Source organism: Pseudomonas sp. PS01299 (genome assembly GCF_029960145.1).
Taxonomy (GTDB): Bacteria; Pseudomonadota; Gammaproteobacteria; order Pseudomonadales; family Pseudomonadaceae; genus Aquipseudomonas; species Aquipseudomonas putida_A.
The window spans coordinates 1-15,006 of sequence record NZ_JASCPO010000142.1 but is presented as its reverse complement, the minus strand read 5'-3'; the positions used below and the strand labels follow the sequence as shown (position 1 = coordinate 15,006).

General features: G+C 60.8%; 15 protein-coding genes. 11 read left to right on the top strand and 4 right to left on the bottom strand.

Annotated elements, in window-relative coordinates; translation table 11 throughout:
* Window positions 1-128: 128 nt before the first annotated feature.
* The gene (locus tag QMX91_RS21175; protein ID WP_282413302.1) at window positions 129-557 is read right to left on the bottom strand and encodes a thioredoxin family protein; all 429 of its coding nucleotides are present in this window, start codon (window positions 555-557) and stop codon (window positions 129-131) included.
* A gap of 276 nt (window positions 558-833) precedes the next feature.
* Between QMX91_RS21175 and QMX91_RS21170 the strand changes: the two genes are divergently transcribed.
* The 10 genes from QMX91_RS21170 to QMX91_RS21125 all read left to right on the top strand — a co-directional run bounded on the left by QMX91_RS21170 (window position 834) and on the right by QMX91_RS21125 (window position 8,378).
* Complete coding sequence (locus tag QMX91_RS21170; protein ID WP_003225462.1) at window positions 834-1,082, top strand: type II toxin-antitoxin system Phd/YefM family antitoxin; 249 nt, start codon at window positions 834-836, stop codon at window positions 1,080-1,082.
* On the top strand, window positions 1,072-1,353 hold the full coding sequence (locus tag QMX91_RS21165) for a type II toxin-antitoxin system RelE/ParE family toxin (RefSeq protein ID WP_098964185.1): 282 nt from the start codon (window positions 1,072-1,074) through the stop codon (window positions 1,351-1,353). The genes QMX91_RS21170 and QMX91_RS21165 overlap by 11 nt, the downstream gene beginning before the upstream one ends.
* 286 nt (window positions 1,354-1,639) lie before the next feature.
* A complete protein-coding gene (locus tag QMX91_RS21160) occupies window positions 1,640-2,488 on the top strand; it encodes a transporter substrate-binding domain-containing protein (RefSeq protein WP_095136167.1) in 849 nt (282 codons plus the stop codon).
* A gap of 50 nt (window positions 2,489-2,538) precedes the next feature.
* Window positions 2,539-3,201, top strand: coding sequence for an amino acid ABC transporter permease (locus QMX91_RS21155; RefSeq protein WP_003225455.1), 663 nt, complete (start codon window positions 2,539-2,541; stop codon window positions 3,199-3,201).
* Between the two features lie 9 nt (window positions 3,202-3,210).
* The gene (locus QMX91_RS21150) at window positions 3,211-3,873 is read left to right on the top strand and encodes an amino acid ABC transporter permease (protein ID WP_282413301.1); all 663 of its coding nucleotides are present in this window, start codon (window positions 3,211-3,213) and stop codon (window positions 3,871-3,873) included.
* Window positions 3,870-4,667: an amino acid ABC transporter ATP-binding protein gene (locus QMX91_RS21145; RefSeq protein WP_097087296.1), complete on the top strand. Its 798-nt coding sequence runs from the start codon at window positions 3,870-3,872 to the stop codon at window positions 4,665-4,667. The genes QMX91_RS21150 and QMX91_RS21145 overlap by 4 nt, the downstream gene beginning before the upstream one ends.
* A gap of 29 nt (window positions 4,668-4,696) precedes the next feature.
* Window positions 4,697-5,086 (top strand): RidA family protein, encoded by a 390-nt coding sequence (locus QMX91_RS21140; RefSeq protein ID WP_016984340.1) that lies wholly within the window; start codon window positions 4,697-4,699, stop codon window positions 5,084-5,086.
* 210 nt (window positions 5,087-5,296) lie between these two features.
* Window positions 5,297-6,061: an IclR family transcriptional regulator gene (locus tag QMX91_RS21135; RefSeq protein ID WP_027612656.1), complete on the top strand. Its 765-nt coding sequence runs from the start codon at window positions 5,297-5,299 to the stop codon at window positions 6,059-6,061.
* Between the two features lie 39 nt (window positions 6,062-6,100).
* On the top strand, window positions 6,101-7,315 hold the full coding sequence (locus QMX91_RS21130) for an amino acid deaminase (protein WP_282413300.1): 1,215 nt from the start codon (window positions 6,101-6,103) through the stop codon (window positions 7,313-7,315).
* A 130-nt stretch (window positions 7,316-7,445) separates the two neighbouring features.
* Window positions 7,446-8,378 (top strand): sugar kinase, encoded by a 933-nt coding sequence (locus tag QMX91_RS21125; protein WP_282413299.1) that lies wholly within the window; start codon window positions 7,446-7,448, stop codon window positions 8,376-8,378.
* 114 nt (window positions 8,379-8,492) lie between these two features.
* Here the strand turns inward: QMX91_RS21125 and QMX91_RS21120 are convergent, their stop codons facing one another.
* Together QMX91_RS21120 and QMX91_RS21115 are read right to left on the bottom strand one after the other, a co-directional pair.
* Complete coding sequence (locus QMX91_RS21120; RefSeq protein WP_003225447.1) at window positions 8,493-8,768, bottom strand: peptidylprolyl isomerase; 276 nt, start codon at window positions 8,766-8,768, stop codon at window positions 8,493-8,495.
* Between the two features lie 39 nt (window positions 8,769-8,807).
* Window positions 8,808-11,357 carry a PAS domain-containing protein gene (locus QMX91_RS21115; RefSeq protein ID WP_135295908.1) on the bottom strand — a complete coding sequence of 850 codons (2,550 nt, stop codon included), beginning with the start codon at window positions 11,355-11,357 and terminating at the stop codon, window positions 8,808-8,810.
* Between the two features lie 133 nt (window positions 11,358-11,490).
* Between QMX91_RS21115 and QMX91_RS21110 the strand changes: the two genes are divergently transcribed.
* Window positions 11,491-12,603: a PilT/PilU family type 4a pilus ATPase gene (locus QMX91_RS21110; protein WP_282413303.1), complete on the top strand. Its 1,113-nt coding sequence runs from the start codon at window positions 11,491-11,493 to the stop codon at window positions 12,601-12,603.
* 304 nt (window positions 12,604-12,907) lie between these two features.
* Here the strand turns inward: QMX91_RS21110 and QMX91_RS21105 are convergent, their stop codons facing one another.
* A complete protein-coding gene (locus tag QMX91_RS21105) occupies window positions 12,908-14,863 on the bottom strand; it encodes an acetoacetate--CoA ligase (protein ID WP_282413298.1) in 1,956 nt (651 codons plus the stop codon).
* Between the last annotated feature and the right edge of the window lie 143 nt (window positions 14,864-15,006).

The window sequence follows — 15,006 nt, the reverse complement described above, 5'->3', positions numbered from 1 at the left end:
GGCAAGCCCGCTCCCACAGTGCACGCGTCGTACACGAAATGTGTGAACAACGTTGACCCCTGTGGGAGCGGGCTTGCCCGCGAAAGCGATGTGTCAGACGCCGCAACGATTACGGGAAATGCACTGCCTCAAATCACCCGCCGATGCGCACGCGTGATTGTGCAGAGCCTGCTCAATGTGCGGCGCAACCACGGCAGGTCATGTCGTGGTTTCTGCTGCACCACCGGTGCCCTGGTCCTGCCGATATGCCGGGCAAAGTCCGCCGCCAGTGTTTCCTCTGTGCCGATGCCCTTGAGCTTCTTCAGCAACTTGCCGTTTTTGTAGAACAGCACCGTCGGCGTGCCGGTGACCAACGGATGGCGCGGCGAGTCACGGGTGTTAAGCATGTAGATATTGGCGCGATGCCGGTACGGCTCGGCAATCTGACGAAAAATCGGCCCGGCGAACTCGCAGGCGGGGCAGTGCTCATTGGCGAAATACAGGATCACCGGGCGCCAGGTTTTCAGGGCTTTGCGGTAAACCGGGGCCAGATTGGAAATGGTATCGGCAGTGCTCATTGAGAACTCCTTTTCAACGACCTCGAAGGTTCGATGACGTTAAAGAAGGGTGAAGAACAGGTCTACTGTCAGAAATTACAGGTGGCCTGTGGATTCGCGAGATTTTTCCCACTTTTATGAAGGACCGGCCCGACACGAAGCCCGGAAATGTGGAATGTCGGGACGTGATACCTTTTTTCACTCAATAAAAGAGAAGGCGGTAATAAGCGATAGGCGTCGAAGCCCTCTTGGAGTGCTATTTTAAGCACCATTAACAGCACTCCAGGGAGCACCATCATGACTCACGTAGTTCTTTCCAATATCGTTGCGAGTATTTCTGAATTGAAAAGAAACCCCATGGGTACCGTGGCCGCCGGTGGCGGCCAATCTGTTGCAATCCTCAATCGAAATGAGCCAGCGTTTTATTGTGTTCCCGCAAAGGAGTATGAGGCGATGATGAATCGCCTTGAGGATCTGGAACTGATCGCACTGTGCAAGGAGCGAGAAAACGATCCCACCATCAAGGTCTCTATAGATGACCTATGAGCTGGAGTTTTCCGAGAAAGCCTGGAGGGAATGGAGAAAGCTTGATTCAGCACTTCAGGATCAGTTCAAGAAAAAGCTCTCTACACGTCTGGTCAATCCTCACGTTCCTGCCGATCGACTCCGAGGGTTGGGAAACGCCTACAAAATCAAGCTTCGCAGTGCTGGATACAGGCTGGTCTATCGCGTAAAGAACGAGGTTTTGGTTGTTACCGTGATTGCGGTAGGGAGAAGAGAGCGGGGAGAGGTCTACGACAAAGCCGCTTGCCGATAGATATGGAGAGCTGGCCCCTTCAATCGCTAACCACATTGCACCGAAGTAGTCCTTCGTGCTCCATCTGGGAACCTGCTACTCGTTATTTGTAGCCTAAGGTAGCGCAGCCCATCAGTACCCGCACCTGACTCCATTTTTCGCATTTCCTGCATCCCGTTGATTCCAAAAACATTTAACCCCTCTACAGATTCCCTGTGATGCCTGTGGCACACTTTCTGCTGTCTATTCCGTAGTAACAAACCGTGTTCCGGTATAGCGGAATAAACATCATCCTGGAGTGCTTGCCATGCATCGCCGTCCTTCGTTGTTCAAAGCGTGTGTTTTCGTTCTTGCGGCTTCGTCCGCTGTGATGGGCATGGCCCAGGCAGCCGATAGCAAGCTCGACAGTGTTCTGGCCCGGGGCAAGCTGATTGTCGGCACCGGCAGCACCAATGCGCCGTGGCACTTTCAGGGTGCGGACGGCAAGTTGCAGGGCTTTGATATCGACATCGCCAGGATGGTGGCCAAGGGGTTGTTCAATGACCCAAGCAAAGTCGAGTTCGTCGTGCAGTCGTCCGACGCGCGAATTCCCAATCTGCTGACCGACAAGGTCGACATGAGCTGCCAGTTCATCACCGTTACCGCCAGCCGTGCGCAACAAGTGGCGTTCACCCTGCCGTACTACCGCGAAGGTGTCGGCCTGCTGCTGCCGGCCAACAGCAAGTACAAGGAAATCGAAGACCTGCAGGCGGCCGGTGACAGCGTTACTGTGGCCGTGCTGCAAAACGTCTATGCCGAAGAATTGGTGCATCAGGCGCTGCCCAAGGCCAAGGTCGATCAGTACGACAGTGTCGATCTGATGTATCAGGCGGTGAATTCCGGTCGCGCCGATGCCGCTGCTACCGATCAGTCGTCGGTCAAGTACCTGATGGTGCAGAACCCTGGCCGCTACCGCAGCCCGACCTACGCCTGGAGCCCACAGACCTACGCCTGCGCAGTCAAACGCGGCGATCAGGACTGGCTGAACTTCGTCAATACCGCCCTGCATGAAGCCATGACCGGCGTTGAGTTCCCGACTTACGCGGCGTCGTTCAAGCAGTGGTTCGGTGTGGATCTGCCGTCGCCGGCCATCGGTTTCCCAGTCGAATTCAAATGACCCCGTGAGAGCGGGGCGCCTCAATCGCCCCGCTCAAGGTACTGCTGACCATGAACTATCAGTTGAACTTTGCCGCCGTGTGGCGCGATTTCGACACCTTGCTGGCGGGGCTCGGTCTGGGTCTTGAACTGGCGCTGGTGTCGATCGCCATCGGCTGCGTGATCGGCCTGCTGATGGCGTTTGCCTTGCTCTCGAAGCATCGCGCCTTGCGGGTGCTGGCCTCGGTGTACGTCACGGTGGTGCGTAACACGCCGATTCTGGTGTTGATTCTGTTGATCTACTTTGCCTTGCCGAGCCTGGGTATCCGGCTGGACAAGATCCCGTCGTTCATCATCACGCTGTCGCTGTATGCCGGTGCCTATCTGACCGAAGTGTTCCGTGGCGGCTTGCTGAGCATCCCCAAAGGCCAGCGCGAAGCGGGGCTGGCGATCGGACTCGGTGAATGGCAGGTCAAGGCCTACGTCACCGTGCCGGTGATGCTGCGCAACGTACTGCCGGCGCTGTCGAACAACTTCATCTCGCTGTTCAAGGACACCTCGCTGGCCGCCGCGATTGCGGTGCCGGAGCTGACCTATTACGCGCGCAAGATCAACGTCGAGAGCTACCGGGTGATCGAAACCTGGCTGGTGACCACGGCGTTGTATGTCGCGGCCTGTTACCTCATTGCCATGCTGCTGCGTTACCTCGAGCAGCGTCTGGCGATCCGCCGATAGGAGGCTGCGATGTACGAATCTCCCAGTTGGTTGCATGAATTGTGGGTGGGACGCGAGACGTTGCTGCAAGGGTTCCTGACCAGTGTGCAGGTGTCGGCGCTGGCGATTCTGTTCGGCACGCTGCTCGGGGTTGTCACCGGTCTGGTGCTGACTTACGGCAAGTTCTGGATGCGCGCGCCGTTCCGCTTTTATGTCGACATTATTCGCGGCACGCCGGTGTTTGTATTGGTGCTGGCCTGCTTCTATATGGCGCCGGCGTTGGGCTGGCAGATCAGCGCGTTTCAGGCCGGTGCGCTGGGCCTGACGCTGTTTTGCGGTTCGCACGTCGCCGAGATCGTGCGCGGCGCCTTGCAGGCATTGCCACGCGGGCAGATGGAAGCGAGCAAGGCGATTGGCCTGACGTTTTATCAATCCCTCGGTTACGTGCTGTTGCCCCAGGCGTTGCGGCAGATCCTGCCGACCTGGGTCAACTCGTCCACCGAAATCGTCAAGGCTTCGACCCTGCTCTCGGTGATCGGCGTCGCCGAATTGTTGCTCAGCACCCAACAGATCATCGCCCGGACCTTCATGACTCTGGAGTTCTACCTGTTCGCCGGTTTTCTGTTCTTCGTCATCAACTACGGCATCGAATTACTCGGCCGGCATATTGAAAAGCGGGTGGCCCTGCCATGACTCAAGCTCAAGTTTCCAACGTTCAGAACGCTCAGCCGCTGCTGGACATCCGTGGCCTGCACAAGCAGTACGGCGCAGTCGAAGTGCTCAAGGGCGTCGACTTGAGCATGCAGCGCGGCAACGTCGTGACGCTGATCGGTTCCAGCGGTTCGGGCAAGACCACCTTGCTGCGCTGCGTGAACATGCTCGAAGAGTTTCAGGGCGGGCAGATCCTGCTCGACGGCGAGTCCATCGGCTATGACGAGGTCGGTGGCAAACGTGTGCGTCACGCGGAAAAAGTCATCGCCCGCCATCGCGCCATGACCGGCATGGCCTTCCAGCAATTCAACCTGTTCCCGCATCTGACCGCCTTGCAGAACGTCACCCTCGGTCTGCTCAAGGTCAAGAAAATGCACAAGGACCAAGCCGTGGTGCTGGCCGAAAAATGGCTGGAGCGGGTCGGCCTGCTGGAGCGGCGCAATCACTTTCCCGGGCAGTTGTCCGGCGGTCAGCAACAGCGTGTGGCGATTGCCCGGGCGATTGCGATGAACCCCAGCCTGATGCTGTTCGACGAAGTCACCTCGGCCCTCGATCCGGAGCTGGTCGGTGAAGTGTTGAACGTGATCAAGGGCCTGGCCGAAGACGGCATGACCATGTTGCTGGTGACTCACGAAATGCGTTTCGCCTTCGAAGTTTCGGACAAGATCGTGTTCATGAATCAGGGGCGGATCGAAGAGCAGGGACCTCCCAAGGAACTGTTCGAACGCCCGCAATCACCGCGTCTGGCTGAGTTTCTCAAGAGCACGCGGTTCTAATTTTTGCTTTGTAATCAGGAGAAGTACCCATGAGCATTACTCGATACGGCACCGGCAGCACCGCCGCTGGCGGTCAGCCACGTCCCTTCGCGCGCGCCGTTGAAGCGGATGGCTGGCTGCACGTGTCCGGCCAGGTGCCGGCGGTGGATGGCGAGATCATCGTTGGCGGCATCGTCGAGCAGACCCACCAGACCATGAAAAACCTGATCGCGATTCTCGAAGAGGCCGGTTATGGCCTGGAGGACGTGGTGCGCGCCGGCGTCTGGCTGGATGATCCACGGGATTTCAGCAGTTTCAACAAGGTTTTCGGCGAGTACTTCAAGCCTGAACACGCCCCGGCACGGGCCTGTGTGCAGGCGAGCATGATGGTTGATTGCAAGGTCGAGATCGATTGCATCGCTTACAAGAAAAAGGTTTGAGTGATGGCTATCCCTCACCCTAACCCTCTCCCGGAGGGAGAGGGGACTGATCTGTATCGATGCGAATTTCGCGTATGACGCTTACATTTGCATCGATACGGTCAGGCTCCCTCTACCTCCGGGAGAGGGCGGGGGGTGAGGACCTCGATCCAACTGACACAACACCTCAGGCCAGTTACCATCCCGGCACTTCTTATGGGAACCACTGACATGACCGAAGACACCATCAAACGCCGGGCCCGTGGTCTGGACCGGGCGTTCGATATCCTCGATTTCCTCAAGGAGATCGGCCAGCCGTTGCGTCCGAACGACATCGCCAATGGCATCGGCAGCCCGAAATCCACGGTCTACGAACTGGTGGCGTCACTGCTGGAACGACGGATTCTGGAGCCGGTGGGCAAGGACGGTCACGTCTATCTGGGGCGCCAGTTGTACTTCCTCGGGCAGGCGCACCTGCGCCATTTCGACCTCAGCCGCGAGGCCGATCACGCGTTGCAGGAGATCGTCAGCCAGACCCGGGAAACCGCACAGATGTGCCTGCTCAACGGACGCAAATACACGGTGGCGCTGATGAAGGAGGGCGAGCGGCATTTCCGCATTTCGTCCGACATCGGCGAAAACGCGCCGATCCCGTGGACCGCGTCCGGACGCTTGCTGCTGGCGCACCTGAGTGATCAGCAGATCATCGACCTGATCGACGAAGACGACTACATCCTGCCCGATGGCGAGCGCCTGCCGCTGGAACGCTTTCTGGCGGAGATCCGCCAGGCCGGCATCGACGGATTCTTCTCGTTCGACAGCGTGGCCGACACCTTCACCCATTGCTTCGCCGCGCCGGTCAAAGACCCCAGCGGCGTGGCCATTTGCACCCTGTGCATCGTCGCCCCACGGGCCGATGCGAAGAACAATTACGACGACTATCGCCGGGTGCTGATCGAGAGCGCCAACAGCCTCGCCCGGCGCATCAACGAATAACTGCGGCTGCCTGCGGCCGCGACAGTGAGGAGTTCAAGCATGACGACTGCCATCAATACCGCTGTGGAAAAGGGCGACGCCGCCATCGGTGCGCACCTTGTGCGTGACGTCAGCCTGCCGGCGCTGGTGCTGCACCGCGAGGCGCTGGAGCACAACATTCGCTGGATGCAGAAGTTCGTCAGCGACAGCGGCGCCGAGCTCGCGCCCCACGGCAAGACCAGCATGACCCCGGCGCTGTTCCAGCGTCAGCTCGACGCCGGCGCCTGGGGCATCACCCTTGCCAGCGCCACCCAGACCCGCGCCGCATACGCCCACGGTGTACGCCGGGTGCTGATGGCCAACCAACTGGTCGGCACGCCGAACATGGCGCTGATCGCCGATCTGCTGGCCGATGTCGATTTCGATTTCTACTGCATGGTCGATCACCCGGACAACGTCGCCGATCTCGGCGCCTACTTCGCCTCGCGCGGAGTGAAGTTGAATGTGATGATCGAGTACGGCGTGGTCGGTGGCCGCTGCGGTTGCCGCAGCGAGCAGGAAGTCATCGCGCTGGCCCAGGCGATCAACGCGCAACCGGCGCTGGCTCTGACCGGCATCGAGGGTTACGAAGGGGTGATCCATGGCGATCACGCGGTCAGCGGCATTCGTGAATTCGCCGCGTCGCTGGTGCGCCTGGCGGTACAGTTGCAGGACAGCGGCGCGTTTGCCATTGCCAAGCCGATCATCACCGCGTCGGGTTCGGCGTGGTACGACCTGATCGCCGAGTCGTTCGAAGCGCAGAACGCCAGCGGACGCTTCCTTAGCGTGCTGCGCCCGGGCAGTTATGTCGCCCACGATCATGGCATCTACAAGGAAGCGCAGTGCTGCGTGCTGGATCGTCGCAGTGATCTGCACGAAGGATTGCGCCCGGCGCTGGAAGTCTGGGCCCACGTGCAATCGCTGCCGGAGCCGGGTTTTGCGGTGATCGCCCTCGGCAAACGCGATGTGGCATTCGATGCCGGCCTGCCGGTGCCGTTGCTGCGGTACAAGGCCGGTGTATTGCCAGCGGTGGGCGACGATGTCGGCGCGTGCAAGGTGACGGCGGTGATGGACCAGCATGCGTTCATGAGCGTGGCGCCGGGGGTTGAGTTGCGGGTGGGCGATATCATTTCCTTCGGCACCTCGCACCCGTGCCTGACGTTCGACAAGTGGCGGGTGGGGTTGCTGGTGGATGAGCAGTTGGCGGTGGTCGAGAACATGGAGACCTGCTTCTAAGGCTTGAGACCGAGTCGCTCCCATCGCGAGCAGGCTCACTCCTACAGGGGAACGCATTCCAATTGTAGGAGTGAGCCTGCTCGCGATGAGAGCCGCCCAAACACCGATGATTATCCAGAGACACCTCCCGATGACCAGCCTCAGCCCCCTGGGCCCGAATACCCCGCGCATAGCCCTGATCGGTGAATGCATGATCGAACTCCAGCACCGCGCCGATGGCAGCCTGCAGCAAAGCTTCGGCGGCGATACCTTGAACACCGCGGTGTACCTGTCCCGCGCTCTCGGCGACAAGGCCCAGGTCGATTACGTCACCGCGCTCGGTGACGACAGCTTCAGCGACGCCATGTGCCAGAGCTGGGCCGATGAAGGCATTGGCCTCGACATGGTGCAGCGTCTGCCCGGTCGTTTGCCGGGTCTGTACTGCATTCAGACCGACGCCAACGGTGAGCGGCGTTTCCTCTACTGGCGCAATGAAGCGGCGGTGCGCGATTGCTTCACCACCCCGGCGGCGGAGCCGATTCTGGCGGCGCTGCCGGACTACGATGTGCTGTATTTCAGCGGCATCACCCTCGCAGTGCTGGGGGCCAAGGGCCGCGAGCGCTTGATCCAGACCCTGATCGAAGCCCGCCAGCGCGATGCGCGGATCGTCTTCGACAACAATTATCGACCACGCTTGTGGGCCTCACAGGAAGAGGCGCGGGCGGCCTATCGCAGCGTGTTGCCGCATGTCGATCTGGCGTTGCTGACCGTGGATGACGAACAGGCGCTGTTCCATTTTGCCGATTGCGACGCAGTGTTCGAGGCGTACGCGCAGATCGGCACGCCGGAAGTGGTGCTCAAGCGTGGCGCCGAGGCGTGTCTGATTCGCTGCGATGATGAGGCGTTCGAAGTGCCGGCGCAGCAGGTCGACAAGGTGGTGGATACGACGGCGGCGGGGGACTCGTTCAGCGCGGCGTATCTGGCCAGGCGGTTGCTGGGTGGCAGTCCGGTCGAGGCGGCGCAGGCGGGGCATTGGCTGGCAAGTCGGGTGATTCAGGTGCCGGGGGCATTGATTCCCAGGTAAGCGGTGGATGGCCGCTTGCTGCGCAATCGGTTCGCGGGCAAGCCCGCTCCCACAGGGTACGCATTCCAGACTGTGGGAGCGGGCTTGCTCGCGAAGAGGCCCTGAAGCCAACACTCAATCGCGGAAAAACACCTGCACCAGGTGATAGCCGAACTTGCTCTTGATCGGCCCGTGCACCGTGCGCAGCGGTTTCTTGAAAATCACCGCATCAATCGCACCGACCATCTGTCCCGGCCGCACTTCACCCAGATCACCGCCGCGTTTGCCGGACGGGCAGGTCGAGTATTTCTTCGCCAGCACATCGAACGCTTCGCCCTTGGCAATGCGTTGCTTGAGTTGTTCGGCCTCTTCGGCGGTTTTCACCAGAATGTGGCGGGCTTGGGCTTTCATCGTGCGATACCTGTAACGGGGTGACGGCGGGGCGCGGGATTATGCCTCAAGTGACGGCGTTTGGTTGATCATCTCGCGGATCTTGTTGGCCAGCACTTCAATCGAAAACGGCTTGGCCACCATGTCCATGCCATCCTCGAGAAAGCCCTGACGCTCGGCGGCTTTCTGCGCGTAACCGGTCATGAACAGCACCTTCAGCCCCGGACGATGCTGGCGGGCGATTTCCGCCAGTTGCCGGCCATTCATCCCCGGTAGACCAACGTCGGTCACCAGCAGATCCACACGCAGCTCCGATTCCAGCAGCGGCAGGGCGGCGCTGGCGTCGGCGGCTTCGTGGGCGAGGTAACCCAGCTCCTTGAGCAGATCGAGCACCAGCATGCGCACTGCCGGGTCATCTTCAACCACCACCACGGTTTCGCCACAGGTGGCCGTCGGCGCGGCACCGAGGGTTTCCACAACTGGCCGTTCCGGCTCCAGCAGGTTCAGGCGCGGCAAGTACAAGCGCACACAGGTGCCCTGATTCGGCAGGCTGTCGAGGCTGACATGGCCGCCCGACTGCTGGGCGAAGCCATAAATCATCGACAGTCCGAGCCCGGTGCCCTGGCCGATCGGTTTGGTGGTGAAGAACGGATCGAACGCCTTGGCGCGCACCGACGGCGTCATGCCGGTGCCGTTGTCGCTGACCGCCAGCATCAGGTAGTCGCCGGCCTTGACCGGTTCGAGGGTGGTGATGTCGTTCCCGTCGAGGTAGACATTAGCGGTTTCGATCAGCAACTCGCCGCCATCGGGCATGGCGTCGCGGGCGTTGATCACCAGGTTGAGCAGGGCATTTTCCAGTTGGCTGACGTCGGTACTGATCGGCCAGACATCGTCGGCCAGGCGCAGCGTGAGTTCGATCGGGTCGCCCTTGGTGCGGCGGATCAAATCTTCCAGCGAATGAATCAGTTCGTTGACGTTGAGGGTCTTGCGGTCCAGCGACTGCCGGCGCGAGAACGCCAGCAGCCGATGGGTCAGCGCCGCCGCTCGGTTGGCCGACGAAACCGCCGCTTCGGTGAAACGGCCGATTTCATCGGCGCGGCCGTCGGCGATGTAGCGCTGCATCAGGTCGAGGCTGCCGATGATTCCAGTGAGCATGTTGTTGAAGTCGTGGGCGATACCGCCGGTGAGCTGGCCGACCGCTTCCATTTTCTGCGCATGGCGCAACGCATCTTCGGCGCGCTCACGTTCGAACATCTCGTTCTGCAGACGCTGATTGGCCTGAGCCAGTTGTTCGGTGCGGGCGCTGACCCGTTCCTCCAGGGTTTCATTGAGATTGCGCAGGGCTTCTTCGGTTTTTTTTCGTTCGGATTCGTCGATCACGAAAATATAGAAACCGTTGACTGAGCCGTCGGCGCCGTGGCGCGGCAGGTAATTCATCAGCGCATGGCGGTTGCTGCCGTCGCGATGCGGGGTATACAGGCTGAACGAGCAGGGCCGCCCGGCCAGGGCCTCGGCAATATAGGGCGCGCGCAGGAAGTAGGCTTCTTCGCCGATCACTTCGCGAATGGTACGGCCATACAGTTCCTGCGGCGTGAGGCCGTACCAGTCCAGATACGCCGCATTGTTCAGGCGGAAGCGCTCTTCGTGGTCGACGTAACTGATGAGGATCGGCATTGCATTGATGATCAGCTGCAATTCCGTCTGGCTCTGGCGCAGCGCCTGCTCGGTGTGCTTGCGCTCGGTCAGGTCCAGCGCGGCGCCGAGGAAACGCACGGGTCGCCCGTGGTGATCCTTGTAACAGCGGCCCCGGGCAAACACCCAGCGTAGCTCGCCGTCGGCTTTGAGCAGGCGGTATTCCTCGGCGTATTCGGTGCCGTGGGTGATGCAATGCTTGATGCTGCGGGCGATCAGCGCGCGGTCTTCGGGGTGCACGCCTTGCAGGTAGTCGCTGATCGGTAACTGGCTGGCGTGGGCCGGATCGATGCCGTGTAGTTGGGCGAAATGGGCGTCGGCGATGAAACGGTCTTCGCCGATGTCCCAATCCCAGGTGCCAACCGCATCGGTGGCGGCCAGCGCCAGTTGCAGGCGTTCTTCAGTGTCGCGCTGAGCCTTGAGACTTTCTTCGGAACGGCGTTGCAATTCGAGGGCGATGCGCCGGCGTTCGTTGGTTTCGATGGCCGTCACCAGGATTCCGGCCACTTGCGTGCTTTCATCGCGGATGGGGCTGTAGGTCAGGTCCAGCCAGAAGTCGGACTCTACGCCTTCACGTTGCAGGGTAAATCGCCGCTCGCTGTAGGTGCGCACCTGGCCTTGTAGGACGGCTCGATAAATCGGGTCGGTAAAGTCCTGAAGTTCTGGCCATATAAGGTGCGCGGGCTGTCCGAAAGCGTGCGGATGCTTGCTCCCGGCGAGCATCGCAAAGCCATTGTTGTAGATCTGCGTGAGCTGCGGCCCCCACAACAGCAGCATCGGCATCGGTGAGTGAATCACGATGTCCACCGCGGTGCGCAGGCTTTGCGGCCAGGTGCCAGAAGCGCCCAACGGCGTGCGGCTCCAGTCGGTACGGGCGATCAGGGCTTGGGCGTCATCGGGGGAGGGTGCTGCGTTCATCACATGTATCCTGAGCGTCGGTCAGTGCGTTGGCATCTACTATTCTTGCACTTGCGGTAGACGCTGTATGACCCGTTACGTCACGACAGCGGGTCATTTCTGTTCATTGAATGCTTCGCGGGTGCTTATTGCCATGGAAATCGATGCACTGTTGCTCCGTCTGTCGAGCCAGCACGGTTCTGACCTGTTCCTGTCCACGGGAGCGCCACCCAGTGCGCGTATCGATGGTGTGCTGACGCCGTTCAGCGAGCGGCCGTTCAAGCCCGGCGAGGTCGAGACTATCGCCAACTCCATGATGGACGCCGAGCAACGGCGCGAGTTCGATCGGGATCTGGAAATGAACCTGGCGATTTCCCGTACGGGCATCGGGCGTTTTCGGGTGAACGTCTTCAAGCAACGCAATGATGTGTCAATCGTAATCCGCAACGTCAAACTCGATATCCCGCGCTTCGAAGACCTGAAACTGCCGCCGGTATTGCTGGAAACGGTGATGCTCAAACAGGGGCTGATCCTCTTCGTTGGCGCCACCGACTCCGGCAAGTCCACTTCGCTGGCCACGCTGATCGATCACCGCAACCGCCACAGCAGCGGGCACATCATCACCATCGAAGACCCGGTGGAGTATATCCATCGGCACCAGCGCTCGATCATCAATCAACGCGAAGTCGGCGTCGATACCCGCAGTTTCCATGCGGCGCTGAAAAACACCCTGCGTCAGGCCCCGGATGTGGTGCTGATCGGCGAAATCCGTGACCGCGAAACCATGGAGCATGCGCTGACATTCGCCGACACCGGGCACCTGGTGCTGTCGACGCTGCATGCGCACAACGCCAATCAGGCGCTGGACCGTATCGTCAATCTGTTCCCCGAAGAGCGCCGCCCGCAGTTGCTGCACGCGCTGGGCAACAATCTCAAAGCGTTTGTCTCGCAACGGCTGGTGCGCACTGTGGACGGCCAGCGCCGGGCGGCGGTCGAAGTGATGCTCGGCACGCCCACCATCGCCGACCTGATCCGCCGCAACGAGTTGGGCGAACTCAAAGGCATCATGGAGAAGTCCGGCGAGGCCGGCATGCAGACCTTCGACGCGGCGCTGTACGGGCTGGTGGTGGAGGGCGTGATCAGTGAGGACGAAGCGCTCAAGCATGCCGATTCGCAGAACAATCTGCGCCTGCGTTTGAAACTGCACACCGAGGCGGGCCCGGCGCCCGCACCCACAACATCAGGCGATTGGGGCCTGATGGATTAACACCCCACCCCTGTGGGAGCGGGCTTGCTCGCGAATGCAATCCATCAGTCGATATCAGCGGGACTGGCACACCGCTTTCGCGAGCAAGCCCGCTCCCACAAGGGCATGAGGGATCAGTCCGACAGCTCCAGGCGATTGCGCGGCCGCTGCCTGCGCCCACCACATCAGGCGATTGGGGCTTGATGGATTAACACCTCACCCCTGTGGGAGCGGGCTTGCTCGCGAATGCAATCTATCAGTCGATATCAGCGGGACTGACACACCGCTTTCGCGAGCAAGCCCGCTCCCACAAGGGGATGGCGTGCTAATCCGACAGCTCCGGGCGATTGCGGAACTGCTCCAAGGCCTCGGGATTGGCCAGCGCATCGGTATTTTTCACCGGCTCGCCATGCACCACATTGCGCACCGCGAGTTCCACCACCTTGCCGCTGATGGTGCGCGGAATATCGGTCACCGCGACGATCTTCGCCGGCACGTGGCGCGGTGTGGTGTTGGCGCGGATCACCTGGCGGATCTGCTGTTGCAGATGGTCATCCAGCGTCACGCCATCCTGCAGACGCACAAACAGCACTACGCGCACATCGTCCTGCCATTGCTGTCCGATCGCCACGCTGTCCAGCACCTGCGGGACTTTCTCGACCTGACGATAGATTTCCGCCGTGCCAATGCGCACGCCGCCGGGGTTGAGCACGGCGTCGGAGCGGCCGTGGATCAGCATCCCGCCGTGGGGCAATTGCTCGGCGTAATCGCCCTGGGCCCAGACACCGGGGAACAGGCTGAAATAGGATTTGCGCAGTTTTGCGCCGTCAGGGTCATGCCACAGCCCGACGGGCATCGCCGGGAAGTGCCGGGTGCAGACCAGCTCGCCTTTTTCGCCGATCACGGCAATGCCGGCGTCGTTCCACACTTCAACCGCCATGCCCAGGCTCTTGCCCATGATTTCGCCGCGGCGCACCGCCGACAGCGGATTACCGTTGACGAAGCACGACACCACATCGGTGCCGCCGGACATCGACGCCAGGCACACATCGCGCTTGAAGTCGCGGTAGACGAAGTCATAACTCTGCGGCGACAGCGCGGAGCCGGTGCACAGCAGGGTCTTCAGGCTACTCAGATCATGGCTGTGCGCAGGCTTCAAACCGCTGCTTTCCAGTGTCGCGAGAAACTTGGGGCTAGTGCCGAACACACTGATGCGCTCGTCGTCGATCAGGTCGAGCAAGCGCTCATGGCCCGGGTGAAACGGCGAGCCGTCATACAGCACCACCGCGCTGCCGACCGCGAGGGCCGAGACCAGCCAGTTCCACATCATCCAGCCGCAAGTGGTGTAGTAGAACAACCGGTCACCGGGGCCGAGATCGACGTGCAGTCCGTGTTCCTTGGCATGCTGCAGCAACACGCCGCCAGTACTGTGCACGATGCATTTCGGTACGCCGGTGGTGCCACTGGAATACAACACGTACAACGGGTGATTGAACAGCACCGGGACAAACCGCGGTTCGCCGCCGGGTTGGTAGAACTCGTCCCACAACGTCACGTTGGCGTGGGTTTGGTAATCCTCGGTACGGGTCTGCGCGCGAGCGTAGGGCACGATGATCAACTGCTGCAGCGATGGCAGTTGCGCGAGGATTTCGTTGATCTTGCTGGTCTGGTTGATGTCTTTGCCGGCGTAACGGTAGCCGGCGCAGGTGATCAACACTTTGGGTTCGATCTGGCCGAAACGGTCGATCACGCCGTGGGTGCCGAAGTCCGGCGACGAGCACGACCAGATCGCCCCGAGGCTGGTGGTCGCGAGCATCGCCACCAGAGTCTGCCAGGTGTTGGGCATGCACGCGGCCACGCGGTCGCCGAGGCCGACACCGGCGGCTTGCAGGCTGGCCTGAAAACCGGCGACGTGCTCGGCCAGTTCGGCCCAGGTCAGCTGTTCGCGCTGACCGTTTTCCGCCACGGCAATCACTGCGACCGCATCGTCACGACGGCGCAGCAAGTGTTCGGCAAAATTCAGGGTCGCGCCGGGAAACCATTCGGCACTGGGCATCTGCGCGCCTTCACGCAGGACGGCGTCGGGCTGGGTGTGAAAGCGGATGTCGAAGAAATCGACGATCGCCTGCCAGAACGCTTCGCGCTGTTCCACGCTCCAGCGGTGTAGGTCGGTGTAGCTGTTCAGCGCCAGGCCATGGCGCTGATTGATGTCGCGGCGGAACTGATCCATGCGCGATTGGGCGATACGCTCGGCATCGGGTTGCCAGAGGAGGTCGGACATTGGTTTGCCTCTTGTTGTGTTGTTCATGACACATCACTTGTAGGAGTGAGCCTGCTCGCGATAGCGGAATTACACTCAACATTGATGTTGGCTGATACACCGCTATAGCGAGCAGGCTCGCTCCTACAGGGACCCAGCATTAC

Coding starts and splice junctions, on each gene's coding strand:
- QMX91_RS21165 (WP_098964185.1), top strand. CDS start 1,072: ATGACCTATGAGCTGGAGTTTTCCGAGAAAGCCTGGAGGGAATGGAGA.
- QMX91_RS21155 (WP_003225455.1), top strand. CDS start 2,539: ATGAACTATCAGTTGAACTTTGCCGCCGTGTGGCGCGATTTCGACACC.
- QMX91_RS21125 (WP_282413299.1), top strand. CDS start 7,446: ATGACCAGCCTCAGCCCCCTGGGCCCGAATACCCCGCGCATAGCCCTG.
- QMX91_RS21160 (WP_095136167.1), top strand. CDS start 1,640: ATGCATCGCCGTCCTTCGTTGTTCAAAGCGTGTGTTTTCGTTCTTGCG.
- QMX91_RS21115 (WP_135295908.1), bottom strand. CDS start 11,357: ATGAACGCAGCACCCTCCCCCGATGACGCCCAAGCCCTGATCGCCCGT.
- QMX91_RS21150 (WP_282413301.1), top strand. CDS start 3,211: ATGTACGAATCTCCCAGTTGGTTGCATGAATTGTGGGTGGGACGCGAG.
- QMX91_RS21135 (WP_027612656.1), top strand. CDS start 5,297: ATGACCGAAGACACCATCAAACGCCGGGCCCGTGGTCTGGACCGGGCG.
- QMX91_RS21120 (WP_003225447.1), bottom strand. CDS start 8,768: ATGAAAGCCCAAGCCCGCCACATTCTGGTGAAAACCGCCGAAGAGGCC.
- QMX91_RS21140 (WP_016984340.1), top strand. CDS start 4,697: ATGAGCATTACTCGATACGGCACCGGCAGCACCGCCGCTGGCGGTCAG.
- QMX91_RS21110 (WP_282413303.1), top strand. CDS start 11,491: ATGGAAATCGATGCACTGTTGCTCCGTCTGTCGAGCCAGCACGGTTCT.
- QMX91_RS21175 (WP_282413302.1), bottom strand. CDS start 557: ATGAGCACTGCCGATACCATTTCCAATCTGGCCCCGGTTTACCGCAAA.
- QMX91_RS21145 (WP_097087296.1), top strand. CDS start 3,870: ATGACTCAAGCTCAAGTTTCCAACGTTCAGAACGCTCAGCCGCTGCTG.
- QMX91_RS21170 (WP_003225462.1), top strand. CDS start 834: ATGACTCACGTAGTTCTTTCCAATATCGTTGCGAGTATTTCTGAATTG.
- QMX91_RS21130 (WP_282413300.1), top strand. CDS start 6,101: ATGACGACTGCCATCAATACCGCTGTGGAAAAGGGCGACGCCGCCATC.
- QMX91_RS21105 (WP_282413298.1), bottom strand. CDS start 14,863: ATGTCCGACCTCCTCTGGCAACCCGATGCCGAGCGTATCGCCCAATCG.